Source organism: Pseudomonadota bacterium (genome assembly GCA_026388275.1).
GTDB lineage: Bacteria > Desulfobacterota > Syntrophorhabdia > Syntrophorhabdales > Syntrophorhabdaceae > JAPLKB01.
Genome location: JAPLKB010000011.1, coordinates 43,711 through 67,085, shown reverse-complemented (window position 1 = coordinate 67,085; position 23,375 = coordinate 43,711). Strand labels below are relative to the sequence as shown.

Genomic DNA, 23,375 nt, shown 5'->3' with positions numbered 1-23,375 from the left:
TAGCCCCGTTACATTCCATAGTATTCCCTTATGCACTTTGATACGTACAACACCTCATCTTCCCTCAGGGAAGGATACATGGGTAGGGAGATAATCTCTTCCGCTGCTGTTTCCGAGTTCGGGAATGCACCTTTTTGGTATCCGAGATGTTCATATACTTTCTGGAGGTGTATCGGTGTGGGGTAGTGTATGAGAGTGGAAATTCCTCTTTCTTTTAAATATCCGGTTAATTCATCTCTCTTTTTTGCACGGACCACAAAGAGATGATAAACGTGGTATGCCCAGGATGCTTCATCGGGAAGTAGAAGAGGCGTGTCTAACAGATCTCTTCTATACAACCATGCAAAGTGCCTTCTTTTTATGTTCCACCGGTCGAGCAAACCGAGCTTAAATCTTAAGATCGCTGCCTGTATCTCATCAAGCCTCGAATTAAAACCTTCTATGGCATGGACATGCTTTGCCTCCTGCCCGTATGCTCTCAGCATTATTGCCTTATTATATATATCCTCCGAATCCGTTACTATAATGCCGCCGTCGCCGTAGCAGCCGAGGTTTTTTGTCGGATAGAAACTGAAGGCAGCTAAATCCCCCAGAGTTCCCACCATTGCATCTTTATATTTAGCGCCATGAGCCTGGCAGGCATCTTCAAGAATCCTCACCCCGTATCTGGCGCATATTTCCCGGATTTCATCCATCCTGCAAGGTTGTCCGTAGAGATGAACCGGGATGCAGAGCTTAACCCCCTTTTCTTTCTTTAATAAATCCTCAAGCTTCTGGGGGTCCATATTGTATGTGTCGAGTTCTATATCGCATAAAAGCGGTGTAATTCCATGTATGGAAAGACCCATCGCAGTAGAAATGTATGTATTCGGCGTTGTCACAATTTTATCATCCCTTTGAAGCCCAGTGGACAGCCCGCCTATCTTCAATGCATCTGTTCCGCTGTTTACCCCTATGGCATATTTAACGCCGATATATGCGGCAAAAGCTTCTTCAAATGCCTTTACTTCCTTTCCAAGTATATACTCTCCATTTGAGAGCACGTCTTCAAAGCGCCCGATAATTTCGCCTTTTATTTCCTCATGATCCCTTTCAAGGTTAAATATATTTACAATCATTACCAGTACTCCTTTCTGTGTTTCCTGTAAAACGCCACTGTTCTTCCTATACCCTCTTCCAGCGGAATATGCGGTGCCCATCCCACTGTCTTTTTTATCAGTGAAATGTCTGCATAGTAATCACCGGGTTCAACTTCCTTTCTTTCCTGGGTAAATTCAGTAAATTTTGCCTTTCCTGTGCCTGTTACCTTTATAATTATTTTTGCAAGATCGATAAAGCTCACCGGTAAGCCTGTGCCGATATTAAAGACTTTGCCGTATGCAGCTTCTACATCTGCCATGCTGAGCATACATTCCACAAGGTCTTCTACATAAAGGAAGTCACGAAGTATCCTGCCGTCTCCGAATACAGGAATTTCCTCGTCATCCATTGCCTTTCGGATAAACCAGTTGAATACACCGTATTCATCATGAGACATCTGATGCCTTGGCCCGTATGTATTTGTTATTCTTAAGCAAGTTCCTTTTATCCCGAATATATCGTCATAGACAAGAACCATCTTTTCTGCCGTTAAGTTGGTAACAGCATAAATTCCCATGGGGTTTGTAGGATGGTCTTCGTCTACAGGAAGCTTCACGCTCGACCCGTACTCTCCTCTTGTACCGGCAAAGATCACTCTGGCAGAGCGGTTGTGATGTCTTAACGACTCAAGCAGCACCAGTGTCCCGCGGCAGTTTATATCAAGGTCCTGAAGAGGGTTGCGCATACTGTCCACATGGTTTACCTGTCCTGCAAGATGGAATATATAGTCCTTCCCTTTTACAAGGTGGTTCATGGAAAGTTCGTTTCTCACGTCTGAAAAATTCACTTTTACTTTGTCTTCAATATCCTTGATGTTAAATAGGTTACTGCCCTGTCTCGGCAGCATATTATCTACAATAGTAACGTGCGCCCCGGCTTTGACGAGTTCTATGGACAGGTTGCTTCCGATAAAACCCAGACCGCCGGTTACAAGGACTTCTTTGTCTTTCAATGCATCATGCATACCGGTCTCCTGTTGCTACAACAGTTTGTTTTGTTCTTTTCTCCTGACGAATTCACTTTTTACCTTTCGTTCCATTTCCCATAACTTTGCCTGTTTCATAAATACATAGTACATCGTTGACGCGATAATGATAAGACCGGGGATACCGTCAAGGAAACCTCTCTTAAAAATATAATCCCTGAAAAAACGGTATACGGGCCGAAGAAGCATGTTAATAAGGTGAAAGCTGCGTCCCGATGTATGGAGATCATCGGCATACGCCTCGGAATATCTGTCGATTGTTCTTATCTGATGGGCAGTGTCTGCATAGGGGATGTGCATGTAGTAGTTTTTCAGAGTGCCCGTTTTACCGTCAATGTGTATTTTTGCATGGATGCCGCCTTCCCATTTCCCCTTTTCCTTTCTGTATAAACGTATCTCATAATCAGGATACCAGCCGCCGTATTTTATCTCCCTGCCGAGGTAAACATTCCTTCTGTTCACAATAAAACCATCGTAATCAGTTCCTGTTAAAACAATATTTGTTATTTCATCTTTAATCTCCGGCGTAAGCCACTCATCGGCATCTATAAAGAGCACCCACTTATTTTTACAAATATCCTGCGCATACTGGTATTTGTCTCTCTGACTGCTTGTGTCGTACTGGTATAATCTGTCAGTATATTTCAGGATTATCTCAGGGGCGCCGTCCGTACTGTGTGAATCGACAACAATCACCTCTTCTGCCCAGCCGGCAACGCTCTGAAGAGCCTTCTCTATCGTATGGCCATTGTTAAGTGTAATCATATAAACGGATAAGGGCAGCACAGAACCTGATGGTTCTGAATTCTGAATTTTGAATTTTGAATTTTCCATTATTAACTCAATTTATACCATTGTGCACTAATTTTTCAGGCTTTTGGTTAATCTACACTAAAAACACCCTTAAATCAAACATGTACAAAACATGGTCATTTATCACAGGTCGTTTTCCGATGGTCCCGGCCAAGAAAATAATTGGTCCAGGAGGATGTCTGGTCCAGTTCCCAATTGCGGGGGCATATATATTCCCCTTTCAGGGACGATTCTTCATTGTAGGATTTGAGCCGGTCATAGGCGCGGACAAAGATACATCGACGTTTGCCTGGAAAAACCTCGCACCACCCTTCCATTGACCCTCCGCATGGACCATTAAAAAGGGACTTGGGGCACTGCGACTGAGGGCATAAAAAGGCTATTTCTGCCAGTGTGCAGTCTCCGCAACGGCGGCAACGTGAACTGATGTACTTTATTATGTGTTCCATTTCTGTAAAAGGTCCCTTCAGCATTGTGCCTTCAACAGTCCTGAAGAATGAGCAGGCTGCCTTGTAAAGGGGAGTATCCTGAGCAAATACTGCACTGTGAAAAAGGCGCATGAGAGCATAACCCGGGCTTTTATCCGGATGGCTTGTTTCATTGGAAAAAATATCGCTGTTAAGTCCTGTATCAGGGTCTTTCTTGTACAGATAAAATCCTCCGGGCTGCGGATAATCAAATTCGCGGATAAAGGATGTCCAGTTGCCGGATATTTCTATTGATCTGCCTATTACCCATTCAACGTCTTCATACTTCAGGTTAAATCCGCCGATATGGACGCCGTCATAGCCGATCCCGCGGAGAAGTGCAATCTGCTTTGCCGCCCTTTCGAGACGGGCGGCTTTCCCCTTATCAGGGGAGCGGGATTCCTCCTCACAGGTGCGGAAGAGATCATCTGTTACCATGCATCCGGGAACACCCTTTTGGTTCATTACCCTTGCCACCGGGAAGTTGAGGACATATACGTTACCGATGACGGGAATTCTGATTTCGCAGTAACGCATGTAGCGGAGAAACTCATCAAACTTGCGGGCATCAAAACCCACCTGTGTTACGATAAAGTCTGCTCCGGCTTGTACCTTCTTCCATAGTTTGAAATACTGAGCCATGGTTTCGGATTCGAGCTTCTTAAAAGGTGAAACCGCACAGCCCTTGATTAAATGAGTAGGGGGAAGTCTGGCGCCTCCTCCCGGGGCCATGCTGTTAATTTCCAGCCCCTGGTTCATCATGCTCATAAGATGTAAAAGCTGAACCGAATCAAGGTCAAAAACCGGTTTTGCTTTTCCTTCAAACCCGTATAGAGGAAAATCTCCGGTCATGGCAAGCAGATTTCGGATACCCACACGGTCAAACGCATAAAGAATTGATTCGATCTGATTTCTGTTTTTGTCCTTGCATGTAAAATGAATGATGGGGTCAATACCCATCCGTCTGATCTCGACTCCGATTACTTCGGGGGCAAGAGTCGGGTGTCCACCGGGATTATCCGTAATAGAGAGGGCATGAACGAGTCCTCCATGGACGGCCTTATCGGCAAGCGCAAGGATATCATCCTGAACCTTTCCGTGCGCCCCTCTTCCAGGGACCAGTTCAACGGTGTATATGAATTGGTCGCGCCTCAACAGGGTCTCTTTAAAACGATTGACCGCCATCTCAGTCTCCTTAATGTGATTACCGGGACAACCGCAAGCTCTTACCCGGTTATCCCCTCCACCAGCAAAGTCACGGCCCGTAAAGCTCGAACAGGCCTGGCCCGATACCGGGGAATGTTGTTTTTACTGCTTTATCAGGACTGCTTGATTAATGTGATTATATCCCGTGTGGAATGGTCCTTGGGGTCGCCCACAATGGCCACTTTTCCTCCGTAAGACAGGACAATATTCCTTTCCGGGACGTTATCCTCAGTATAATCCGTACCCTTTGCGTGTATATGTGGTTTTAGTTCAAGCAACAGATGCTCTACGGTGGGCTCGCTGAATGTTGTCACGTAATCAACACACTCCAGGGATGAAATGATCTCGACCCTCTCCGTTGCCGGTGTTACGACCTTCTTCCTCTTCCCCAGCTCCGCTACAGAAACATCATCGTTTATTGCAATAATAAGGATGTCGCCAAGTTCCTTTGCGCCTTTCAAATACCTTATATGGCCAACATGAAGAATGTCAAAACAACCGTTCCCGAAGACTATCTTTTTCCCTTTTTTCTTTTCTATTTCGAGAATGTCTTTTAATTGAGCAAGTTCTTTTATTATCTGTCCCATGGTTTCAGTCTCAAGTTTTTTTATTAAATATTCAATACTGCTTTCAGTTCCTGCATATTAACCGTTGCAGTGCCTCTTTTCATTACAACTATACCGGCTGCATAATTGGCAATCCGTGAAGCTGTGTAGAAGTCAGCGCCGGCTGCGAGTGAAAGCGCCAGCGCAGAACACACAGTATCACCGGCACCCGTTACATCTGTCACATCATCAGTCCCTGAGATAGGTATATGATGAACCTTTCCATCTTTCTGGAAAAGGCTCATACCTTTATTTCCCCTTGTAATGAGCAGTGCTCCAATATCCATAAAGTCCATAATCTTTCTGCCCGCTGCTTCAATATCATGTCCTTCATCCATAGAGCTGAGCGCATAAGCCTCCGACTCGTTAGGCGCAATGATTGTAAATCCCTTAAAGGCGTTGAGGTTGTACCGTGAATCACCGACAACTATTCTGTTTTTCGCTACCCCTTTCATGGTTTCAATAGTCCCGGCATCAACTGTACCATGTCCATAGTCGGAAAGAATAAACGCATCCATGTCATGAGCAATATCCGCCAGTTTTTTTGTAAAAAGCTCTCTCGCCTTCTGCGGGACAGGTTTATTGCTGTCCTTGTCTATCCGTATTACCTGTTGCTTTGATGTATGGGTATCTCCTGCCATTATTCTTGTCTTTGTAACCGTTTCCCCTTTGTGTCTTACAAGTCCGTCAATTACTACGTTTTTGCAGCGGGAAAAATATTCCATCAGCCTGTCCCCTGCATTGTCCTCACCGATAAAACCAATGGGAAATACCTGCGCTCCAAGTGTCAGAAGGTTGTTTATCGTGTTCCCTGCACTGCCAGGATATATCCTTTCTTCTTCATGCTTTACAACAACAACGGGTGCTTCTCTTGAAAGCCTGTATGGTTTTCCGAAGATATAGACATCAGCGATGATATCCCCGATAACACAAATCTTTTTCCCTTTAAACCGGCCGATGATTTTTTCTATGCTGAATCCCTGTTCTACCCCTTCTTCCTTATGCTTCTCTTTTTTCACCTTCACCTGTTTTCCCTTCCGGCTTTAGTTTCTTCACTTTGTTGCCTCTTTTCAATAATTTCTCCCAGCTTCAAAAATACCTCTTTCGGGCTTATGTCTTTCAGGCATTCGTGGTTTTTATTGCATTTTTTGTTATTACAGGGCCTGCACGGTATATTTTCGCTGATCTGATATGTATAATTATTCGGATATTGGGTATACCTTTCATCCATAGGTCCCAAAAGCACAATAGTGGGTACAGAAAGCGCTGCCGAAATATGTCTTGGACCCGTATCATTGCTCACAACAACCGATGCCCTTGAAAGGCAAACCTTCAACTCTCTTATGCCCATAGGTTTTATTACTATAAATTCTTTCCGTTCAGTTTCGTTATAAATCTCACGGGCAAGATCTTCCTCGCCTTTACCCGGTAATACATATACTTTCATACCATAATTCTCTGCGATCATATCAGCAAGTTTCGAGAAATGACCGGGGGGCCAGCATTTTGACGGACCGTATTGAGCACCGACAATAAAGGCCACATAGGGTTTATTAATATCCATATTGCTCTGGTCAAATTTATGCTCCTCATCTTCCGTAACGCAAAGAGCAGGTGTATCAGACAGCCTTTTACCGCCCAGAGCATCAATAATCTTCAGGTAATGCTCTACGGTGGGTTCAAGTATATTGCCTTCTGCCACATGCTGCGTGAGCATAAAACCTCTCTTATTTCTGGGGTATCCGATTCTTTCGTTGATACGGGCCAAATAGAAGAGAAGAGCAGAACGGAAAGAATGGGGCAATGCAATGCCTCTCTCAAAATCAAGATCTTTCACAAGGGTTATCATATCAAGCAACGGGATAGGCCCTCTGCTTTCCAAGGGCATAAACCTGTCAAAAATGCCGAGACCGTTGTAAATATGTATGGCGTTTGCTTTTCCAATCCCCCACAGATCACCGTTGAGGGATGCCCTCAGGGAATTAAGAAAAGGGATTGCCATCACCATATCACCCAGCCAGTTAGGCAGATAAACTATCGTCTTTCCAGTCACTTCTCACACCCATAAAAGCATTGTATTTTATTGTGTAGAAACACCTTTCTTGTTCTTCCATCTCTTTATCCAGCATATTCATCCGCTGTATAAAAAGTTCTTTGTTTTCATGCCAGCTTTCCGCTGTCGCCGACTCAACCTCCCTGACAAGCTGCATGTATTTCTGCTTTCCGTCCATATCTGCATAACCGTTCAAAAACAGACAGAACATGGCCTTTAATTTATTTACAAAAAGGTCTGCATCTTCCCCGAGCATCATACAGGTCTCATCAGTAAAATTATCGAGGAGACCCATTTTGTTAAAATCGATCTGACCGGCCTTTTTTGCAATATCATACGCCTTTGTGCCAATAAAAGGAAAGAATAATGACCAGCGTATTCTTCCAGGCTGTATCCTTCCAAGAAGGTCCATTGTTTCCACCATATCAATTTTTTCTTCGTGAGGCAATCCTATCATAACAAATGCAGATGTATGAAGTCCAAATTTATGTGATACTTTAAACGCCCGTTCAATATCCTTATTTGTCATATACCTGTTCAGCACGTTTCTTCGTATTCTATCGCTGCCGCTTTCCAGTCCGAATTTGACTATTTTACATCCTGCGTTTTTAAGGTATAGAGCCATATCTTCGTCAAATATACGTGCATGCGCATTACATACAAAGCCGATGTCGGTTATTTCCCTGTATTTTTCTGAAAATTCCTTGAGCCACGCTTTGTCAAAGGTAAACACATCATCATCGAATATAAACATTTTTATCCGTTTATATCTGGAAAGTATATATCCGATCTCGCCTATTACGTCATCTACCTTGTGTCTCCTCAAATATTCCTTCGGCAGGTGGCCGTTGTCTTTGTACAGTTTCATTATCTTATGATTCAGGCAATAGGTACACCGGAAGGGGCACCCTCTCGAAGCGAGAAGCCCCACCCATCCGTCTTTTGCATCTATCATCTGTTGAAAATCAAAAATATCGTAGTCCTTGAAGGGCAGCTTTGTTATGTCCGTAAATGGACGCAGGGGCTCAAGAATTACGGCACCCCCATCTTTATAGCCGATATTCCTTACGCCTTTAGGATCGCCTCTTTGAATAAGTTCGAGAAATGCCTCTTCACCTTCTCCGATGCATAGATAATCTACAGATGCTTCGGCGATTGTATCGTGCGGGTCCATGGTCGGGTGGATTCCTCCAAAAACTATAGGGGCATCATAGTACCCCTTAATACTCCGGGCAATATCAATGGCATATTTGTACTGGTTGGTAAGTACAGAGAATCCTATAAAATCAGGTCTAATAGAAAGGACATCCTTTTTAATCCTGTCGAAATCGAGAGGATAACCGAGTTTTTCATTTACATTAAGCAGATAGGTCTCTATGCCCTTTGCTTTTAAAAGACCCGATATATATGAAATTCCGTAACTGAATCCTATCTGAGCATATAAGTTGGGATATATAAACAGTACCTTCATAAATTCCCCTTTCCGGTTTCCAGCGATCAGTTATTGCTGATGCTTTTCCTGTACATCTTTACGACTGCCTCAAAAACCTCATCTACCGTAATATCTTCAACGCACTTTCTGTTTTGGCACTTCTTGTTTTTACAGGGGCTGCAGGGCAGTTCCTTTCTTATTATTATGTTATTCTGACCATAAGGGGCGTTAATGCTGACATCCGTAGGGCCGAATATTGCAACAACAGGCGTGTCTGCAAATACTGCAAGGTGCATAACACCGGTATCGCCGCCGATATACATATCAGCCTTCTTCAAAAGTGCAAAAAGCTGCGGCACATCTGTCGGGCAGGATAATAATGACCGATTACCTGAAATCTGCCTTAAATATTCCGCTTCTTCTTTTTCGCCGGGGCCCCACAATATCAACACATGGCCGCCTATTTCATTATTTATCTTTTTATTTAATTCTCCATAATGCCTGATATCCCATCTTTTATATGAGCTTCCACTGCTGGAGAAAGGGTTTACTGCAAAAACAGGCCCGGAAATACCTGCCTCTGAAAAAAAACTGTCTACATAGCTTTCCACTTCAGAGGGGACAAAAAGATTCACCTCTGGAGCTTCTTTGCCGGCACCAAGGTATTGTGCAATCAGCATATTTTTTTCAACTTTATGAATCCTGTTATTGCCGGCAGTAACCTTTTCACCGTAAAAAAGGTGGCTTTTTTCCTTTGCATATATCTTTCCAAAACCAATCCTTCTGTTTCCACGGGCAAGAACCGAAAATATTGCACTTTTGATTATTCCGTGAAAATCGGCAATAATATCATAGTTTACCTGTCTCAGCCTCTCTAAAAAGGCATTCATCTCTTTCACTGCCCGAAGAGGATCTCTTTTTTTAATGGCTTTAACAATACTCTGCCTTGGAAATTCTATCACACCGTCGATAAAGCTCTGATATGAAAGAAACTTGCTGACAGAACCCTCAACAAGCCATAAAATACGGGCATCATTATATGTTTTTCTGATAGCCATAACAGCGGGGATGCTCATAAGTACATCGCCCAGGGAGCTTAATCGGATCACCAGAATATTATCGGGGTTTGACATCCTTCAGGATTTCAACAAGGGGCGAGGGTATTAATACAGGCTTTTTACCTGCGTTTAAACAGATGTGCTTTGTCCTTCCTTCCACTATCATGTTGCCGTTTTTGTATATCTCATAATGGAATGTAAGCCCTCTTGATTTTAGCTCGGATATGCCGGTTCTAACAGTAATCAGGTCGTCGTAGGTTGCGGAACCATAGTATCTTGCCTCCAGTTCGACAACTACAAGTTGATAGCCCATTTCTTCAAAATCTCTGTATGTAAAACCTTTTTTTCTTATATACTCGCTTCTTCCAACCTCAAAATATACGGGGTATGTTCCGTGATATACGATTCCCATCTTGTCCGTATCCGCATACCTTACGCGAACAGTCATGTCAATAGTTTCAAAATCCTTGACCTTTTCCGATTTTTTCGGGTTATTCATTAGAGAGCCCTCATGGATTCGGGTCTCAGCATGGAGGGGTCTTTTTGTTTCAGGACATGCCTGATTGCATTTAAAGTCCTTTCTTTTTCTTCGGGAAGCCATGCCTTAACAGGGAGGTAATTTGAGGCATGGTTGGAGGCAAAAAACATATGTGTTGCATCGATATTTTCAATCATAATGGCCAGTTCTTCAAGCAATTGATAAGGATCAGGGGCTTTGAATGTGCCCTTTCTCACTTCTTCTGCCAGCGGGGTCCCCGGCACCAGAATAATGCTCAGGGCGCCTGCATAATCAGGGTCAATCCTGCTTAAGAATTTTCCTGTCTCCTCAGCGTGTATCCTGCTTCGTTCAACCCCGGCAAGGCCCAGCAGCACAGTCACCGAAAGTATAATGCCCGCGTCTTTTACCCTTTTTGCTGCCTCAGCAGTTTTGTCCAGAACAGTCCCCTTACATACCCTGTCAAGTGTGACCTGATCCCCTGATTCCACACCAAGGTAGATGATTCCTACCCCGAGTTCTTTCAGTGCCTTCAGATCTTCCACTGATTTTTTTAAAATGGATTTTGTGTTGCCGTAAACACCTATTCTCTCAAGCTTCGGGAAAGCATCATTTATAAGCTCTACTATGGGAATAAGCCTTTTCTGCGGTATTATAAGGGCATCCCCGTCAGCAATAAAGACTCTTTTGATATACCTTGCATATACTTTGGCTTCATCAACATCTTCTTTAACTTCATCAAAGCTTCTTACTCTGAATTTTTTATCTTTAAAAGACCCGCAGAATGTACATTTATTATGAGAACATCCTATAGTTACCTGCAGGATTAGACTGTCTGCCTCGCTGGGCGGTCTGTATATTGCACCTTCGTACCTCATACTATTTTTCTTTCTCAACCATGTAAAGTTTTTCGCCTTCACGCAAAAAACCGTATTTCGTTCTTACCACATCTTCAAGATATTTGTCGTCCTTCTGGAGTCTTTCCATCTCACGCATCAGGACAATATTCTCTTTTTCAAACTTTTGTATTTCGCCATTTACCTTTCTTATTTCCATTTTCGTTTTAATATATCCAATAATACCACCGTCAGCAAAAAGCAGTGAAAACATCAATGCAATCATAAGTATGGCAAGACCATACTTTTTTATTGTTTCGTCAAGCATACGTTATATTAACGGCAAGAAAATAAAAAGTCAACTTTATATGTAACACCCTGGTTTTAGGAGAGGGCCTCAAAGAGCAGAACTTTACAATGATTGAAACAGGACATCAGGGGGGATCTTTGGGGCACTCGTAAAAAAGTAAATAACGTTTAAAAAACACAGCAGGTAGGATTGGAATTTCTTAATTTGTTAAGACGTTTCCAACATTCTTCCACTCAATTCTACCCTTAATCACATTCTCAAATAATTTGTCTGCCGCCTGTTAAAATTAGCAAAGACACGTTCAGAAAAATCTTGAGCTTGATTATCTGAAAGATAATGTGTGATAACATTTATCTAAATTTAAAAAACAGAAATGATGAAAAATATTACATTAGCATTTGCGGCGTTGCTTCTTACCATGTCAAGCCATGCAGCGGCAGAGACTACAAGGACTATAGACACGCGAAATGAGCATGGAGGAAAAACAATAGAAATTGTTTTGAATGTAAATGATGAAACTTACAAGAATGGATTGGCCAAGTTTATCATTTATTACAACGATAAAGACAAGAGGATAAGCTCAGAGGTATATTACAACGACATTTACAGCAAAGATAAGGGGATAGCAAAATCTGTTGGTTATTACGACAGTGATGAGAGGGAGGTAAAATCAGAGACTTATTACAACGATATTTACAGCAAAGATAATGGGATAGTAAAAAACATTCTTTACTATGACAGCGATGGAAAAGAAGTTAAGGAAGAAACTCACTATGACCACAATTATATCGAAAAAAAGGGGATAACCAAGCAGGTTGTTTACTACGACGGCCATGGTAAGAAGGAAAAGGTAGAGGTCCATTACCCTGAAAAGCCTGTTAGAAAGAATGGTATAGAAAAGCAAATCACCTACTATGACGCTAATGGTAAGAGAATAAAAGTGGAGCGTTACTTTATTGAAGGTTATAACAGGGAGAAAGATTTAGCAAAAGCCGTAACCTATCTCGACAGTAAAGGATCCATTTTGGATTTGCGGCTCTATAACCGGAAGGGGCAGCTCATTCGATAAATTTTCAAATAACATGCATATGCTTATTTCTTAAACTGTTTTTATTGTTAGGAAGACCAAGTAGATATCATTAAAAAATAAGATACAGCTTTACATTCCTTTCGGACACGTTAGGGGCAGAAACATTCTTAAGAAAAGAAATAACTTTTTCAATGAAAACTGATACCCCGTTCACGCATTGCTTTACTGTGAGCAACTTTTTATTTACAAAAGCAGACCGCTGCGTTATAAATCCAAGGATGAACGAGACGATAAAAAGCTATGCAAATTTGGCGTTCCACAGGAAAATCAGCGATCTTATCAAGGAACATTCCGAAAATAAGGAAGATATAAGAAATATTGCAAAAAATGAGATTAAATGGGACAAAACCCACACCATGCTCGACCTCGGATGCGGTTACGGCTGGTTTGAGGAAGGACTCGAGGAAGGACTTGACCTTGCTTTCGGTATCGACTGTCTTGATGAAAACAAAGCAGGTTTTTTAAAAGCAGCCGATAAAATTGCAAAGAAAGCAATTTTTGAAAGGATACAACTGCCTTCACCAATCGAAATGCCCCCGGACTCCTTTGATCTGATTGTGTCGGCATACTCGCTCTATTTTTTTCCAGGAGCACTATCCGAAGCAAAGAGGCTTCTTTGCCCCGAAGGGGTATTTCTTGTCATAACTCATAGCGAATCCATGCTTATAGAAGGAGAAGATTTCTTTAATTTCAGCAATTTAAGAGAGGTTATCAGGCATTTTTCCGCAGAGAACGGAGAGACCATTCTAAAAAAATATTTCAGCAGAATAAAATCAATTGATTACCCGAACGCTTTGATGTTCACAAAAAATGATAGTAGCCATCTTGCACAATACATCGATTTTAAGAAAGAATTTATATCGAAGGATGTCAACCCTGAGGTTGTCAGGGAAAAAATGCTGGCAGAGTTGAAAGAAAGAGGCAATGTGAAATTTAATAAGGACGACAGGATCTTTATAGCGAAAAAATGAAGGCTAAACTGTTTTGCAGCATATGTGCGAGTCCTCTTGGCAAAGATGTGCTTGAAGGGAAGGAACGACAGTTATGCAGAAAATGCGGGGAGATATTTTATGAAAACCCCTTGCCTGCTGCAGCCGTTATTCTTCTGAACCATAACCGGGAAATACTCCTTGTAAAGAGGGAAAGGGAGCCATCCAAAGGCATGTGGTGCCTGCCCATAGGGTTTGCTGAAATCGGTGAAAGCATAGAAGACGCCGCGCTCAGGGAACTCGAGGAGGAGGCCGGTGTAGAGGGAAAGATTGTCCAGCTTGTACATGTAGGGTCAGAATATAATTCCTTTTACGGCGATGTCCTTGTAGTGATATTTGAAGTAGACAAAACAGGCGGGGAAGAGACAGCAGGCGATGATGCGATGGATTGCCGGTATTTCCCGATCATGAACCTCCCTAAGCTTGCCTTTGATTCTCAGGAAAAGGCGATCCAGAAGTTTATTGAACTCAAAAGAGACCTCTGGAGCATGCGCGACTCCTTCGATACTTTTATCGAGGGCACGATACATGACAAAATCGTCTACCCCGGGAACCTCCTGTCCGATGAGCTTGTGAATATTGTTCAAAACAATTCGAAAAAGATTATCGAACTCTGGTTTGACGAAATATCGTCGAATCCGTCTACAAAGGCATACCGTGGTTTTGATAAAAATGAGCTGTTTTCAAGGGCCATGTTCATAATTGGCCAATTCGAGGCATGGTTAAAGGGGACAAAAAGCGAAAGCGAATATAAGGCATTCTATCAGGATCTCGGGTTTGAAAGACAAAAAGACGGCATCCCCCTTGAAGACCTCATAAGTTCTTTGAGTCTGCTCAAGAAACACATATGGATGTTCACCTATTCTTTTGGGATATGGGATAAAATGGTTGATATCTACCGTATGTTTGAGCTTGGCGAGCGACTCGTCTATTTTTTTGATAAAGCAGCATTTTATACTGTTATGGGCTACAACCGGAAGGACCGGGAGGATGGATAAACCCGATAATACCGCCGGTAGAACAACTGCCCTGATAATCACCGCAATGTCAGCCTTTCTTACACCGCTTTCTCTTGCTACAGTAAATGTAGCCCTGCCATCTATCGGCAAAGAATTTTCCATGAATGCAATTTCTTTAAGTTGGGTAGCAATGGCATACATCGTGGCTGCTGCAATCTTTCTTGTGCCCTTCGGGAGACTGGCGGATATATACGGGATGAAGAGGGTTTTTTTAATAGGTACATGCATTTTTACTCTTAGCTCGTTTTTTATGGGCATTACCGGTACGCCCCTCATGCTTATCATCTTCAGGGTTGTCCAGGGAATCGGCGCAGCAATGCTCTTCGGTACGGGAGTGGCCATACTCAGCCATGTGTTTCCCTTAGAGGAACGCGGCAGGGTTCTCGGGATCAATGTGGCATCAGTCTATCTGGGATTGTCTTTCGGTCCTTTTATCGGCGGTATACTGACGCAGCATCTTGGCTGGAGGAGTATATTTTTTCTGAATGTACCGCTGGGAATAATGATCATTGTCTCCACTCTGTGGAAGCTTAAAGGAGACTGGGCAGATTCAAGGGGGGAGAAGTTTGATTTTATCGGATCATGTATATATTCCGCTATGATCTTTGCTATCATGTACGGTTTTTCCCACCTTACCTCTGCTTCAGGCATTGTAATTATTGTTGCCGGCTTTGCCGGGGCAGTTTTTTTTGTCTACAGGGAAGGAAAAATAACAACCCCTATTCTGGATATAGACCTTTTCAAGTCCAATAGAGCTTTTGCGCTTTCGAACATAGCAGCCCTTATAAACTACAGCGCCACCTTTGCAGTAGGTTTTCTTTTAAGCCTTTATCTTCAATATATAAAGGGCCTCAGCCCGCAAGCTGCAGGTTTTGTGCTTGTATCTCAACCGATTGTTATGGCAGCTTTTTCACCCCTTGCCGGAAGGGTTTCCGACAAAGTGGAGCCGAGGATTGTTGCGTCTGTGGGCATGGCGCTATCGGCTCTTGGACTTTTCCTGTTTGTTTTTATAACCGATACAACACCCCTGTGGTTTATCATTATGAGCCTGGTAATATTGGGTTTTGGTTTTGCCTTTTTTTCATCTCCTAATGTTAATGCGATCATGAGCTCTGTGGAGCGCAGATTTTACGGGATAGCATCTTCTGTACTTTCTACAATGCGGCTTCTGGGACAAACGTTCAGCATGAGCATCGTCATGTTGATTTTTTTATTATATATCGGGAAAGTCGAGATTCTTCCTGCCCATTATCCGTACTTTTTAAAAAGTGTCCGTGCTGCTTTTATTTTTTTTGGAGTGCTCTGTATAGCAGGCATCTTTGCCTCCCTATCGCGAGGGAAAGTACGGCATGATCAGGAAATTGAAAAATAAAAAGATAAACCTTCATCATAATTATTGTCAGACTAAGTGTATTTGTGGTTCATCAGGTTCTTGCGTACACAAGAAAAGCCTGTTGATGCTAAACCACCGCCAGCTTTAGCCAGTGGTGGTTTAGTTAGTTACATCATATTTTTCCTTATCCAGTTTTTACCCAATTCAATCTCATCATTCCGCAACAATGGCAGAACCCGACCCGCCGCAGCCACCCGATTCGGTGCGCCTGGGAGGCCCATTACCGGACTTGCAAGCGAACGCCTCGCACCATTTATTTGGGTTGCATATCCTTTAGTGGCTTATTATAATACTTTATGAATCCTTCCAAAATACCGGACTCGCGCTTTCTGCTTATATACCGATCTTTGTTAATCGCTATTTCACTAATAATATTTTTTCCTTGTCTGAGCATGTCATCCTCGGATCCTGTCCGTTTTTTTCGATTGGGTGACGGCGAGATAAACATACGGAACGAACATAATGGACGAGAAGCAAAGGTAAATCTCTTTGATCCCGGTGGAACATTGAACGAAAAAGCTCTTAATGAAATCGATACGGTATTCAATTTTCCTGATAATCTGAAAGGAGAGCATATCTCTCTAAGGCTTATTTTTTTATTAGACTATTTTTCTGACATGATTGCCCCCGGTAAAATGATCCATCTCATTTCAGGCTATAGAAGCCCTGCTTATAACCAAAAGCTGAAGAAATCCGGTGGTAACGTGGCCAGTACAAGTACACATATGGACGGTATGGCAATAGATTTTTACATAGAGGGGATTAACGGCAAGGTCCTGTGGGAGGCTGTTCGCAAAGAGAATTGCTGCGGAGTTGGCCATTATGGAGGCAAAAGCATCCACATCGATTCCGGGAAGCCTCGCTTTTGGGAGGCAGCAACATCAAAGATCGGCACCAGGGAAAGTGAATTCAACCGCAAGGTCTATCTGTCAACTGAATATGATCGTTACAGACCAGGGGAAAAGATTCGTTTCTTCCTCACATCATTAAGTGATTTTCAATTCGGAATCCACAAGATAGCTACATTATTCAAGGATATTGAAGGAAAAAATGATGCGACAGCGCTAATAATTCAAGCCCAGGACGAAGAAGAGTGCATTCTAATCAACGATAGGAATGCGTCGCGATCAATATATGCAACGCTACCCGCAGGATTGGAATCGGGTCGATACAGGATTCGATTTGGTTTCTGCAGAAGACCATTTGAACAAATGCCAACTATAACTTTATCAAACGAGATAGAAATCATTAAAGAGTGAAATTCGAGACTTTATACTCATACTATGGAATATTAAAATGTGATGTCATCTGTATAGATTATGTTCGAAGACCTGAATATCTAAGTAGAGGCAGAGAACAAGGCAATACAGTTAGTTACATTTCTTTCCGTAATCCGCATTCCTTTTGCTTCCTGCATCCTGCCAGAAAGGAGGGATGGTAAATGGGGTAAATTCAACTATGACTTAAATGGCCATGATGTATCAATGAGCCTGAGAAAGGCCCAAGCCGCGGGTGAAAGTTCCCTGCGGTTTGCATAGGCAATCCCATCTTCGATGACGGGAAATCCTTCAATAATCCGGATCAATCTCAGAGTTCCGTTTTCCAGTTCCTCCTCTACAGCGCCTCGTTGTATGAACCCTATACCGTTGTCCTGTTGTACTAATTCCTTGAGAAGGGCAGTACTTGCCGATTCCGCCGCAATCAACGGAGTCACTTTGAATTTCCGGAGATACTCAAGAACCACCTCTCTTGCTGCAGATCCTTCACGTTTGATAACCAACGGAATCTGCGATAATTGCATGACAGAGATTTCAGAACCCGGCCAATGGACGCTCTTCGGTGAGGCAATGAGGACAATATCATGCTGCCACAAGACCTTGGTCTTAAGCCTGCTGTTGTTGGGGCTGTACCGGATAACTGCAAGTTCGTTCCGGTGATCAATTATGCTTTTAATCATCTCCGCATTAGAACCCTGGTCAAGGATTATCCTTACGCCTGGATAGGTTTTCTTAAAAGTCTCAATAAGGGGCATGAGATTTCTCAAGGGGGCTTCAGGGCATCCCACGTGCAGATCTCCTGACCTGCCGGAGGACACGTCCTCCAGATAGCCCTCCATTTCATGGATCTCTTGAAAAATCAGATCTGCTCTTTCCATCACGCCCTCTCCGGTGCCGGTCAGCCGAATGGAGTTCCCATCCCGGACAATCAGCCGAACCCCGATGTTCTCTTCGAACCTTTTGATATGCATGGTAATCGCCGGTGGCGTCACCATAAGGGCCTGAGCAGCTTTCGTAATGCTGTTTAGTTTAGCTGCCGTATAGAAGGAACGAAGCTGATTCATGTTCACAATCATAACTGACCTCCAGGTTAGGTATTAATATTATGTTAATAGCTTTTAACACTAATTGCCTTGCACGGTCAAGTTTTATCTTCTATACTTCATAATAGAAAGATAGAACAAAGAAGGAGGATATCATGAGAACACAAATCAGAGCATTAAACGAAACCACAGAGATAAAGATCGGAGGCAATGGAAACGGTCATATGGCACACATCCAAAACATCGACTATTTGGCTGACTTTTATAGCAGACTGGGCCAAAAAGCGATACATACGGAGGTCGCATTGCCGGAAAAGACAAAAAGATCAGACGGCAGCAACGAGGTCTTTGTGAGATCGCCATGGATTACATCAGGAGTTCTTACAGTGAACATGCTTGGTTACAGACAGGTAGCGGCTCCAAAGGTCTTTGTGAGATCACCGTGGATTAAAACGGGAGCTCTTAAGGTGAATATGCCATTATACAAAACAGCTAAGGCTCCAAGGATCTTTGTGAAATCATCATGGATTACATCGGGAGCTCTTACAGTGAACATTCCATTATACAAAACAGTAGCGGCTCCAAACTCTCGTGCTCGCAAGGGTGGTTTTAACCGCAGCAACGCGGTCTTTGTCAGATCACCATGGATTATATCATTCGGAATATTTCCGGCCGCGAGAATGGATCATTCCATAGAGAATTGCCTACGGTTAGTGGCAGTCCTTACGTCAGTCAATCAAGACAGAACTCCCCTGGCGTATTTAAAGGCTGCCTGAGAATGTCTCCACGCTTTGGAGTTTTATGCGGTTCTCAGTTCCCAACTTCCAACCTTCTTATTCCAATTCTACATCAAGGCGCTATCATCGTTGGCTTCGTCATCTGCTCCTACGACGTACTATTACCGTACGCCTACGTCGCCTCTTCCTTGCCGCCTTGATTTCATCCTTGATTTAGAATTGAAATGACTTCTAATGGGAAAAGGGCTGCATGGAATTACTCCCTGAGGAGATGCTTCAGCGTCTCCATATCTCCGATAGCTTCCTGCATCCTGCCTGCGTTACGAAGCAGAAAGGAGGGGTGGTAGGTGGGAAGCAGTTTTATCCCCTTGTATCTGGTAAGTGTTCCTCTTATCCTGATTATGCTTTCATCGACACCAAGCAATGTATTATAGGCATGTTTACCAAGCGTACATATAATTTTAGGGCTTATAATCTCAAGCTGGGATATAAGGTAATGTTTGCAGACTTCAGCCTCATCCGGTTTGGGGTCTCTGTTGTTTGGCGGCCTGCATTTCAGAACATTACAAATGTATACCTCTTCGCGCCTTAATCCGATCCCTTCGATCATCTTGTCAAGAAGTTTTCCTGCTCTTCCTACAAAGGGCCTTCCCTTGATATCTTCTTCTTCACCCGGAGCTTCTCCGATGAATACAATCCTTGATTTACTGTTACCTTCTCCGAATACCACTTTCTGTCGGGTATCAGCAAGGGAACATTTTCTGCACCCTTTTACTGTTTTATGGAGAAGAGGGAGCGTGAGCATATTCTCCCTGCCGGAAACATAGGAATCAATTCCCATGTTTTTCATGGCAGTTAGGAATCTTTTTACATTAAGTTCAGTCATTTTAGATAAGAATAATCCCTATGCTGTCATTTTCTGAAACTGTCCGGTATCTTCTTTGGCTTCAGTTCTGCTTCAAGTGCATAGGCCGCCTGCATTATTCCGGCTTCACCAAGGGGCTTTCCGATAATATGCAGCCCTATTGGCAGACCGGCATTATCAAAACCGCAGGGCACCGACATGGCCGGCAAGCCTGCAAGATTTACGGGAATGGTAAATATATCGGAAAAATACATCGTCAAAGGATCTTCCATCTTTTCGCCTATTTTAAAGGCTGTAGTCGGTGAAACAGGGGTCACAATAATATCACAGACATTAAATGCCTCATCAAAATCCTTTCTGATAAGTGTCCTTACCTGCCCTGCCTTACGGTAGTATGCATCGTAATACCCCGAAGACAGTACATATGTGCCAAGAATAATTCTCCTTACAACTTCTTTGCCGAATCCTTTGAGTCTTGTTTTTTTATACATATCAATAATGTCCTTACCGTCAACCCTTAATCCGTATTTAACCCCGTCATACCGTGCAAGGTTTGAAGAAGCCTCAGCGGTACAAACAATATAATATACGGCAACGGCATATTCGGTATGGGGAAGCGTTATATCCACCACAGAGGCACCATTCCTTACAAAAAAGGAGACAGCATTTTCAACGGCAGACCTTACATCCTGTTCTATACCTTCCATGAAATATTCTTTCGGTATGCCTATCCTCATGCCTTTAACGTCCTTGCCCAGATGTTCCGTATAGTCCGGCACAGGTTCGGGAATAGAGGTAGAATCCATTGGATCATATCCTGCAATAATATTCATTATTTCAGCACAGTCTGTCACACTTCGTGTAACAGGCCCTATCTGGTCAAGAGAAGAGGCAAAAGCAATAAGTCCATATCTGGATACTCTTCCATACGTGGGTTTTAAACCGACAACACCACATAGCCCTGCAGGCTGTCTTATAGAGCCGCCTGTATCTGTTCCAAGGGAAGCTGCACAAAGCCCTGCAGCAGTTGCAGAGGTCGAACCCCCGCTTGATCCACCGGGAATACGCGTAAGGTCCCAAGGATTTTTTGTGATTTGAACAGATGAGTTCTCTGTAGATGAACCCATTGCAAACTCATCCATATTCAATTTTCCAAGAAGAACAAACCCTTCTTCTTTCAATTTCTTTATAACGGTTGCATCATAGGGAGGTACAAAACCTTTTAATATCTGAGATGCGCAGGTAGTTTCCATACCCTGCGTACACAGAATATCTTTCATACCCAGCGGGATGCCAAGAAGCCTTCCCTCCTCACCCTTTGCTATCTTTGCATCGGCCTGCCTTGCCATATCCATGGCCGTATCTTCTGTAACTTTAATATAGGAGAGCAGTTCCCCATCATATCTTTTAATCCTGTCCAGATAGAAACCGGTAAGTTCAACAGAAGAAATTTCTTTTTTTCTGAGCATTTCCCTTAATGTTTTAATGTCCAAATCAAGTAAATATTCCACGGCAATCTCTCCTCGCTTTTTATTCTTCCACTTCAATAATCGGCGGGACCTTGAAAAAACCGCCTTTCTTTTCAGGTGCATTTAGGGTTGACTCGTCAGCACTGAAAGAACTTCCTGCCCTGTCTTCTCTGAGCACGCACATGACCGGCATGGCATGACTTGTCGGTTCAATGCCTTCCGTATTGAGAGAATTGAGCTTATCCATATACTGGAGTATATTGTCTAATTGCAGCGTATAAGCATCAATTTCTCCAAGGTCAATTTCAAGTCTTGCCAGATGGGCTATATACTTGACATCTTCTTTTGTAATTTTCATAAATACCCCTCACTTCTTTATATGGTGCTTATTGTTTACGGTTCAAGTTTAACTCAAAATTCATAATTCATAACTCAAAATTGTTTTTATCCGCACTCTGCCACAGCCCGTACAATATCGGTTCTTGTTACAATGCCAATAACAACGTTATTCTCTACAACGGGTATCCTGTTTATTTGTTTATCAATCATTATTTTTGCAACCTCTACAACCGACTCGGTTGGAGAAACCGTGATAACCTCCTCTACCATAACATCTTTAACTGTGAGGTCTTTAAGGCTTACGCCCTCTTCTCTCAAGTTCTTCAAAATATCGCTTTGGCAGATCATGCCGGCCAATTTTCCTTTTTCTACAACAGGCATTCCTGCAATATTAAAAAGCTCAAATTTGTTCACAATAACGGTAAGCGATTCTGAAGGACGGCAGGTAACCACATTATTGTTCATAAGCTCTACAACCTTCATTGCTTCCTCCTTTATATTGGCTGCCCAAATAATAAAACTTCTTCAATATATTTTTGCAAAGCCTCGACTGACTTCATAGCCCTGCGCATCTCTTCCCGTGCTTTCTGACCAAGCATATCCGGTTTTATATGATTAGCATCGGAAATGTTATTGTTGTTATCCTTGCTTTTTTCAATCTGGTTCATAATTCTGAAGGTTACAAATGTAAGGTACGCATCTATCAGATTCTTTTCCATCTCTGTTGTTATCACGCCTTTTTCTTTCATTAACCGTATTCTTTTCAATGTGTTTGTTTCATATATGCCGTTTGACAGGGCAAGCATCCTTACGGACAATATCAGGGGCGCCCAGCCAAGAAGTTTAATATTAAGCATATCTTTGTAATCGCCGCTTTTTTCAACTTTGAAGTTGCCGAAGAAGGTAATTGCAGTGGGCATGAGAACCGCCGAACGGATGAATTCTTTCATAATATTGCTATTATGGCTGAGAGAATTGAAAAAGAATGCCATAACCTCGTCAAGGAGTTTTCTGTTACCCTTCATGGGACGGGCATCTGTAAGGATTATAATATCAAGATCTTCGAAGGCGCCCCTTTCAAAGATCAGTCTGTCTTCCAGCCGCTTCTTCCACGCCTCAATTGACCCTCTCCATTTTTCGTTGGATGGCATGACCCCACCCTTGCACTTTTCAAAGCCCACATCATTAAGTCTTTCCATAGCCTTATTTGAAAATGCTTCATAATACTGATCTACAATATCCGATCCATATTGGCCGCTGCCTGTATCGTAGACAATCATATTGTCCTGATCTGTCAGCAGTGTCTGCTCATCACGGCCTTCGCTGCCGAGTCCTATCCAGACGTATTCCGTCGGGGGTGATTCAAATCCGTCGCTTTTCATTTCTTCTTCTACTAACTGCAATACTCTCACTGTTATTGCGTCCCTGATTATACGGAACAGATCATGAACATCCGGAACTGTCTGATTGCTCAAATAAAATTCCTTGACTCCTTCAACCGACTTTATATGGTATTTCCTGAGTTTTTCATAAGTTGCCGCCTTTCCAATTTTATTGAACAGACGTGATGAAATATTTTTTTCAAAAATGTCGTAATTTTCCAACAGAGTCTGGAGTTTATCCCGCAGCATGGCAAGTATGCTATACCGCTCGCTCCTGAGCAAAAGCTTATCCTTCAGGACCTCCTGATTATCGGATATAAATTTTTCTATAACTGAAAAATCAAGCAGCATTTACTCTCCTGACAACGTTC

Annotated in this window: 24 protein-coding genes; 6 read left to right on the top strand and 18 right to left on the bottom strand. The window is 42.8% G+C overall.

The window, feature by feature from the left end; genetic code table 11:
* Positions 1 to 8: 8 nt before the first annotated feature.
* From NT010_02795 to NT010_02740, 12 genes are all read right to left on the bottom strand, one after another.
* Entirely contained in the window at positions 9 to 1,118 is a 1,110-nt protein-coding gene (locus NT010_02795; protein MCX5804987.1) for a DegT/DnrJ/EryC1/StrS family aminotransferase, read from the bottom strand.
* A complete protein-coding gene (locus tag NT010_02790; protein ID MCX5804986.1) occupies positions 1,118 to 2,104 on the bottom strand; it encodes a GDP-mannose 4,6-dehydratase in 987 nt (328 codons plus the stop codon). The genes NT010_02795 and NT010_02790 overlap by 1 nt, the downstream gene beginning before the upstream one ends.
* A 15-nt stretch (positions 2,105 to 2,119) precedes the next feature.
* Complete coding sequence (locus tag NT010_02785) at positions 2,120 to 2,959, bottom strand: glycosyltransferase family 2 protein (protein ID MCX5804985.1); 840 nt, start codon at positions 2,957 to 2,959, stop codon at positions 2,120 to 2,122.
* 95 nt (positions 2,960 to 3,054) lie between these two features.
* Positions 3,055 to 4,590: a methylenetetrahydrofolate reductase C-terminal domain-containing protein gene (locus NT010_02780; protein ID MCX5804984.1), complete on the bottom strand. Its 1,536-nt coding sequence runs from the start codon at positions 4,588 to 4,590 to the stop codon at positions 3,055 to 3,057.
* A gap of 134 nt (positions 4,591 to 4,724) precedes the next feature.
* On the bottom strand, positions 4,725 to 5,198 hold the full coding sequence (locus NT010_02775) for an adenylyltransferase/cytidyltransferase family protein (GenBank protein ID MCX5804983.1): 474 nt from the start codon (positions 5,196 to 5,198) through the stop codon (positions 4,725 to 4,727).
* A gap of 23 nt (positions 5,199 to 5,221) precedes the next feature.
* Entirely contained in the window at positions 5,222 to 6,235 is a 1,014-nt protein-coding gene (locus NT010_02770; GenBank protein MCX5804982.1) for a PfkB family carbohydrate kinase, read from the bottom strand.
* Between the two features lie 2 nt (positions 6,236 to 6,237).
* Positions 6,238 to 7,269, bottom strand: a complete 1,032-nt coding sequence (waaF, locus tag NT010_02765; GenBank protein MCX5804981.1) for a lipopolysaccharide heptosyltransferase II — start codon at positions 7,267 to 7,269, stop codon at positions 6,238 to 6,240.
* Positions 7,238 to 8,740, bottom strand: coding sequence for a radical SAM protein (locus tag NT010_02760; protein ID MCX5804980.1), 1,503 nt, complete (start codon positions 8,738 to 8,740; stop codon positions 7,238 to 7,240). Before NT010_02760 ends, waaF begins: the two co-directional genes overlap by 32 nt.
* Positions 8,741 to 8,766: 26 nt before the next feature.
* The gene (locus NT010_02755; protein ID MCX5804979.1) at positions 8,767 to 9,834 is read right to left on the bottom strand and encodes a glycosyltransferase family 9 protein; all 1,068 of its coding nucleotides are present in this window, start codon (positions 9,832 to 9,834) and stop codon (positions 8,767 to 8,769) included.
* Positions 9,818 to 10,258, bottom strand: a complete 441-nt coding sequence (locus NT010_02750; GenBank protein MCX5804978.1) for a thioesterase family protein — start codon at positions 10,256 to 10,258, stop codon at positions 9,818 to 9,820. Before NT010_02750 ends, NT010_02755 begins: the two co-directional genes overlap by 17 nt.
* Positions 10,258 to 11,133, bottom strand: coding sequence for a radical SAM protein (locus NT010_02745; protein ID MCX5804977.1), 876 nt, complete (start codon positions 11,131 to 11,133; stop codon positions 10,258 to 10,260). Before NT010_02745 ends, NT010_02750 begins: the two co-directional genes overlap by 1 nt.
* Position 11,134: 1 nt before the next feature.
* Positions 11,135 to 11,419 carry a septum formation initiator family protein gene (locus tag NT010_02740; GenBank protein ID MCX5804976.1) on the bottom strand — a complete coding sequence of 95 codons (285 nt, stop codon included), beginning with the start codon at positions 11,417 to 11,419 and terminating at the stop codon, positions 11,135 to 11,137.
* Positions 11,420 to 11,774: 355 nt separating this feature from the next.
* Between NT010_02740 and NT010_02735 the strand changes: the two genes are divergently transcribed.
* From NT010_02735 to NT010_02715, 5 genes are all read left to right on the top strand, one after another.
* A complete protein-coding gene (locus NT010_02735) occupies positions 11,775 to 12,470 on the top strand; it encodes a hypothetical protein (GenBank protein MCX5804975.1) in 696 nt (231 codons plus the stop codon).
* A gap of 152 nt (positions 12,471 to 12,622) precedes the next feature.
* The gene (locus tag NT010_02730; GenBank protein ID MCX5804974.1) at positions 12,623 to 13,462 is read left to right on the top strand and encodes a class I SAM-dependent methyltransferase; all 840 of its coding nucleotides are present in this window, start codon (positions 12,623 to 12,625) and stop codon (positions 13,460 to 13,462) included.
* Positions 13,459 to 14,478 carry an NUDIX hydrolase gene (locus tag NT010_02725; protein MCX5804973.1) on the top strand — a complete coding sequence of 340 codons (1,020 nt, stop codon included), beginning with the start codon at positions 13,459 to 13,461 and terminating at the stop codon, positions 14,476 to 14,478. Before NT010_02730 ends, NT010_02725 begins: the two co-directional genes overlap by 4 nt.
* Positions 14,471 to 15,871, top strand: coding sequence for an MFS transporter (locus tag NT010_02720; protein MCX5804972.1), 1,401 nt, complete (start codon positions 14,471 to 14,473; stop codon positions 15,869 to 15,871). Before NT010_02725 ends, NT010_02720 begins: the two co-directional genes overlap by 8 nt.
* A gap of 413 nt (positions 15,872 to 16,284) precedes the next feature.
* On the top strand, positions 16,285 to 17,151 hold the full coding sequence (locus NT010_02715) for a DUF882 domain-containing protein (GenBank protein ID MCX5804971.1): 867 nt from the start codon (positions 16,285 to 16,287) through the stop codon (positions 17,149 to 17,151).
* A 197-nt stretch (positions 17,152 to 17,348) separates the two neighbouring features.
* Here NT010_02715 and NT010_02710 read toward each other — a convergent pair whose 3' ends face one another.
* A complete protein-coding gene (locus tag NT010_02710; GenBank protein ID MCX5804970.1) occupies positions 17,349 to 18,245 on the bottom strand; it encodes a LysR family transcriptional regulator in 897 nt (298 codons plus the stop codon).
* 122 nt (positions 18,246 to 18,367) lie between these two features.
* Here NT010_02710 and NT010_02705 point away from each other — a divergent pair, with 122 nt between their 5' ends.
* Positions 18,368 to 18,988, top strand: coding sequence for a hypothetical protein (locus NT010_02705; GenBank protein ID MCX5804969.1), 621 nt, complete (start codon positions 18,368 to 18,370; stop codon positions 18,986 to 18,988).
* A gap of 217 nt (positions 18,989 to 19,205) precedes the next feature.
* Here the strand turns inward: NT010_02705 and NT010_02700 are convergent, their stop codons facing one another.
* From NT010_02700 to NT010_02680, 5 genes are all read right to left on the bottom strand, one after another.
* Positions 19,206 to 19,835 (bottom strand): uracil-DNA glycosylase, encoded by a 630-nt coding sequence (locus NT010_02700; GenBank protein MCX5804968.1) that lies wholly within the window; start codon positions 19,833 to 19,835, stop codon positions 19,206 to 19,208.
* A 26-nt stretch (positions 19,836 to 19,861) separates the two neighbouring features.
* A complete protein-coding gene (gatA, locus tag NT010_02695) occupies positions 19,862 to 21,283 on the bottom strand; it encodes an Asp-tRNA(Asn)/Glu-tRNA(Gln) amidotransferase subunit GatA (GenBank protein MCX5804967.1) in 1,422 nt (473 codons plus the stop codon).
* Positions 21,284 to 21,344: 61 nt separating this feature from the next.
* Positions 21,345 to 21,641: an Asp-tRNA(Asn)/Glu-tRNA(Gln) amidotransferase subunit GatC gene (gene gatC / locus NT010_02690; GenBank protein ID MCX5804966.1), complete on the bottom strand. Its 297-nt coding sequence runs from the start codon at positions 21,639 to 21,641 to the stop codon at positions 21,345 to 21,347.
* Positions 21,642 to 21,727: 86 nt separating this feature from the next.
* Entirely contained in the window at positions 21,728 to 22,105 is a 378-nt protein-coding gene (locus NT010_02685; protein ID MCX5804965.1) for a CBS domain-containing protein, read from the bottom strand.
* Positions 22,106 to 22,116: 11 nt separating this feature from the next.
* Entirely contained in the window at positions 22,117 to 23,355 is a 1,239-nt protein-coding gene (locus NT010_02680; protein MCX5804964.1) for a DUF294 nucleotidyltransferase-like domain-containing protein, read from the bottom strand.
* Positions 23,356 to 23,375: the final 20 nt, after the last annotated feature.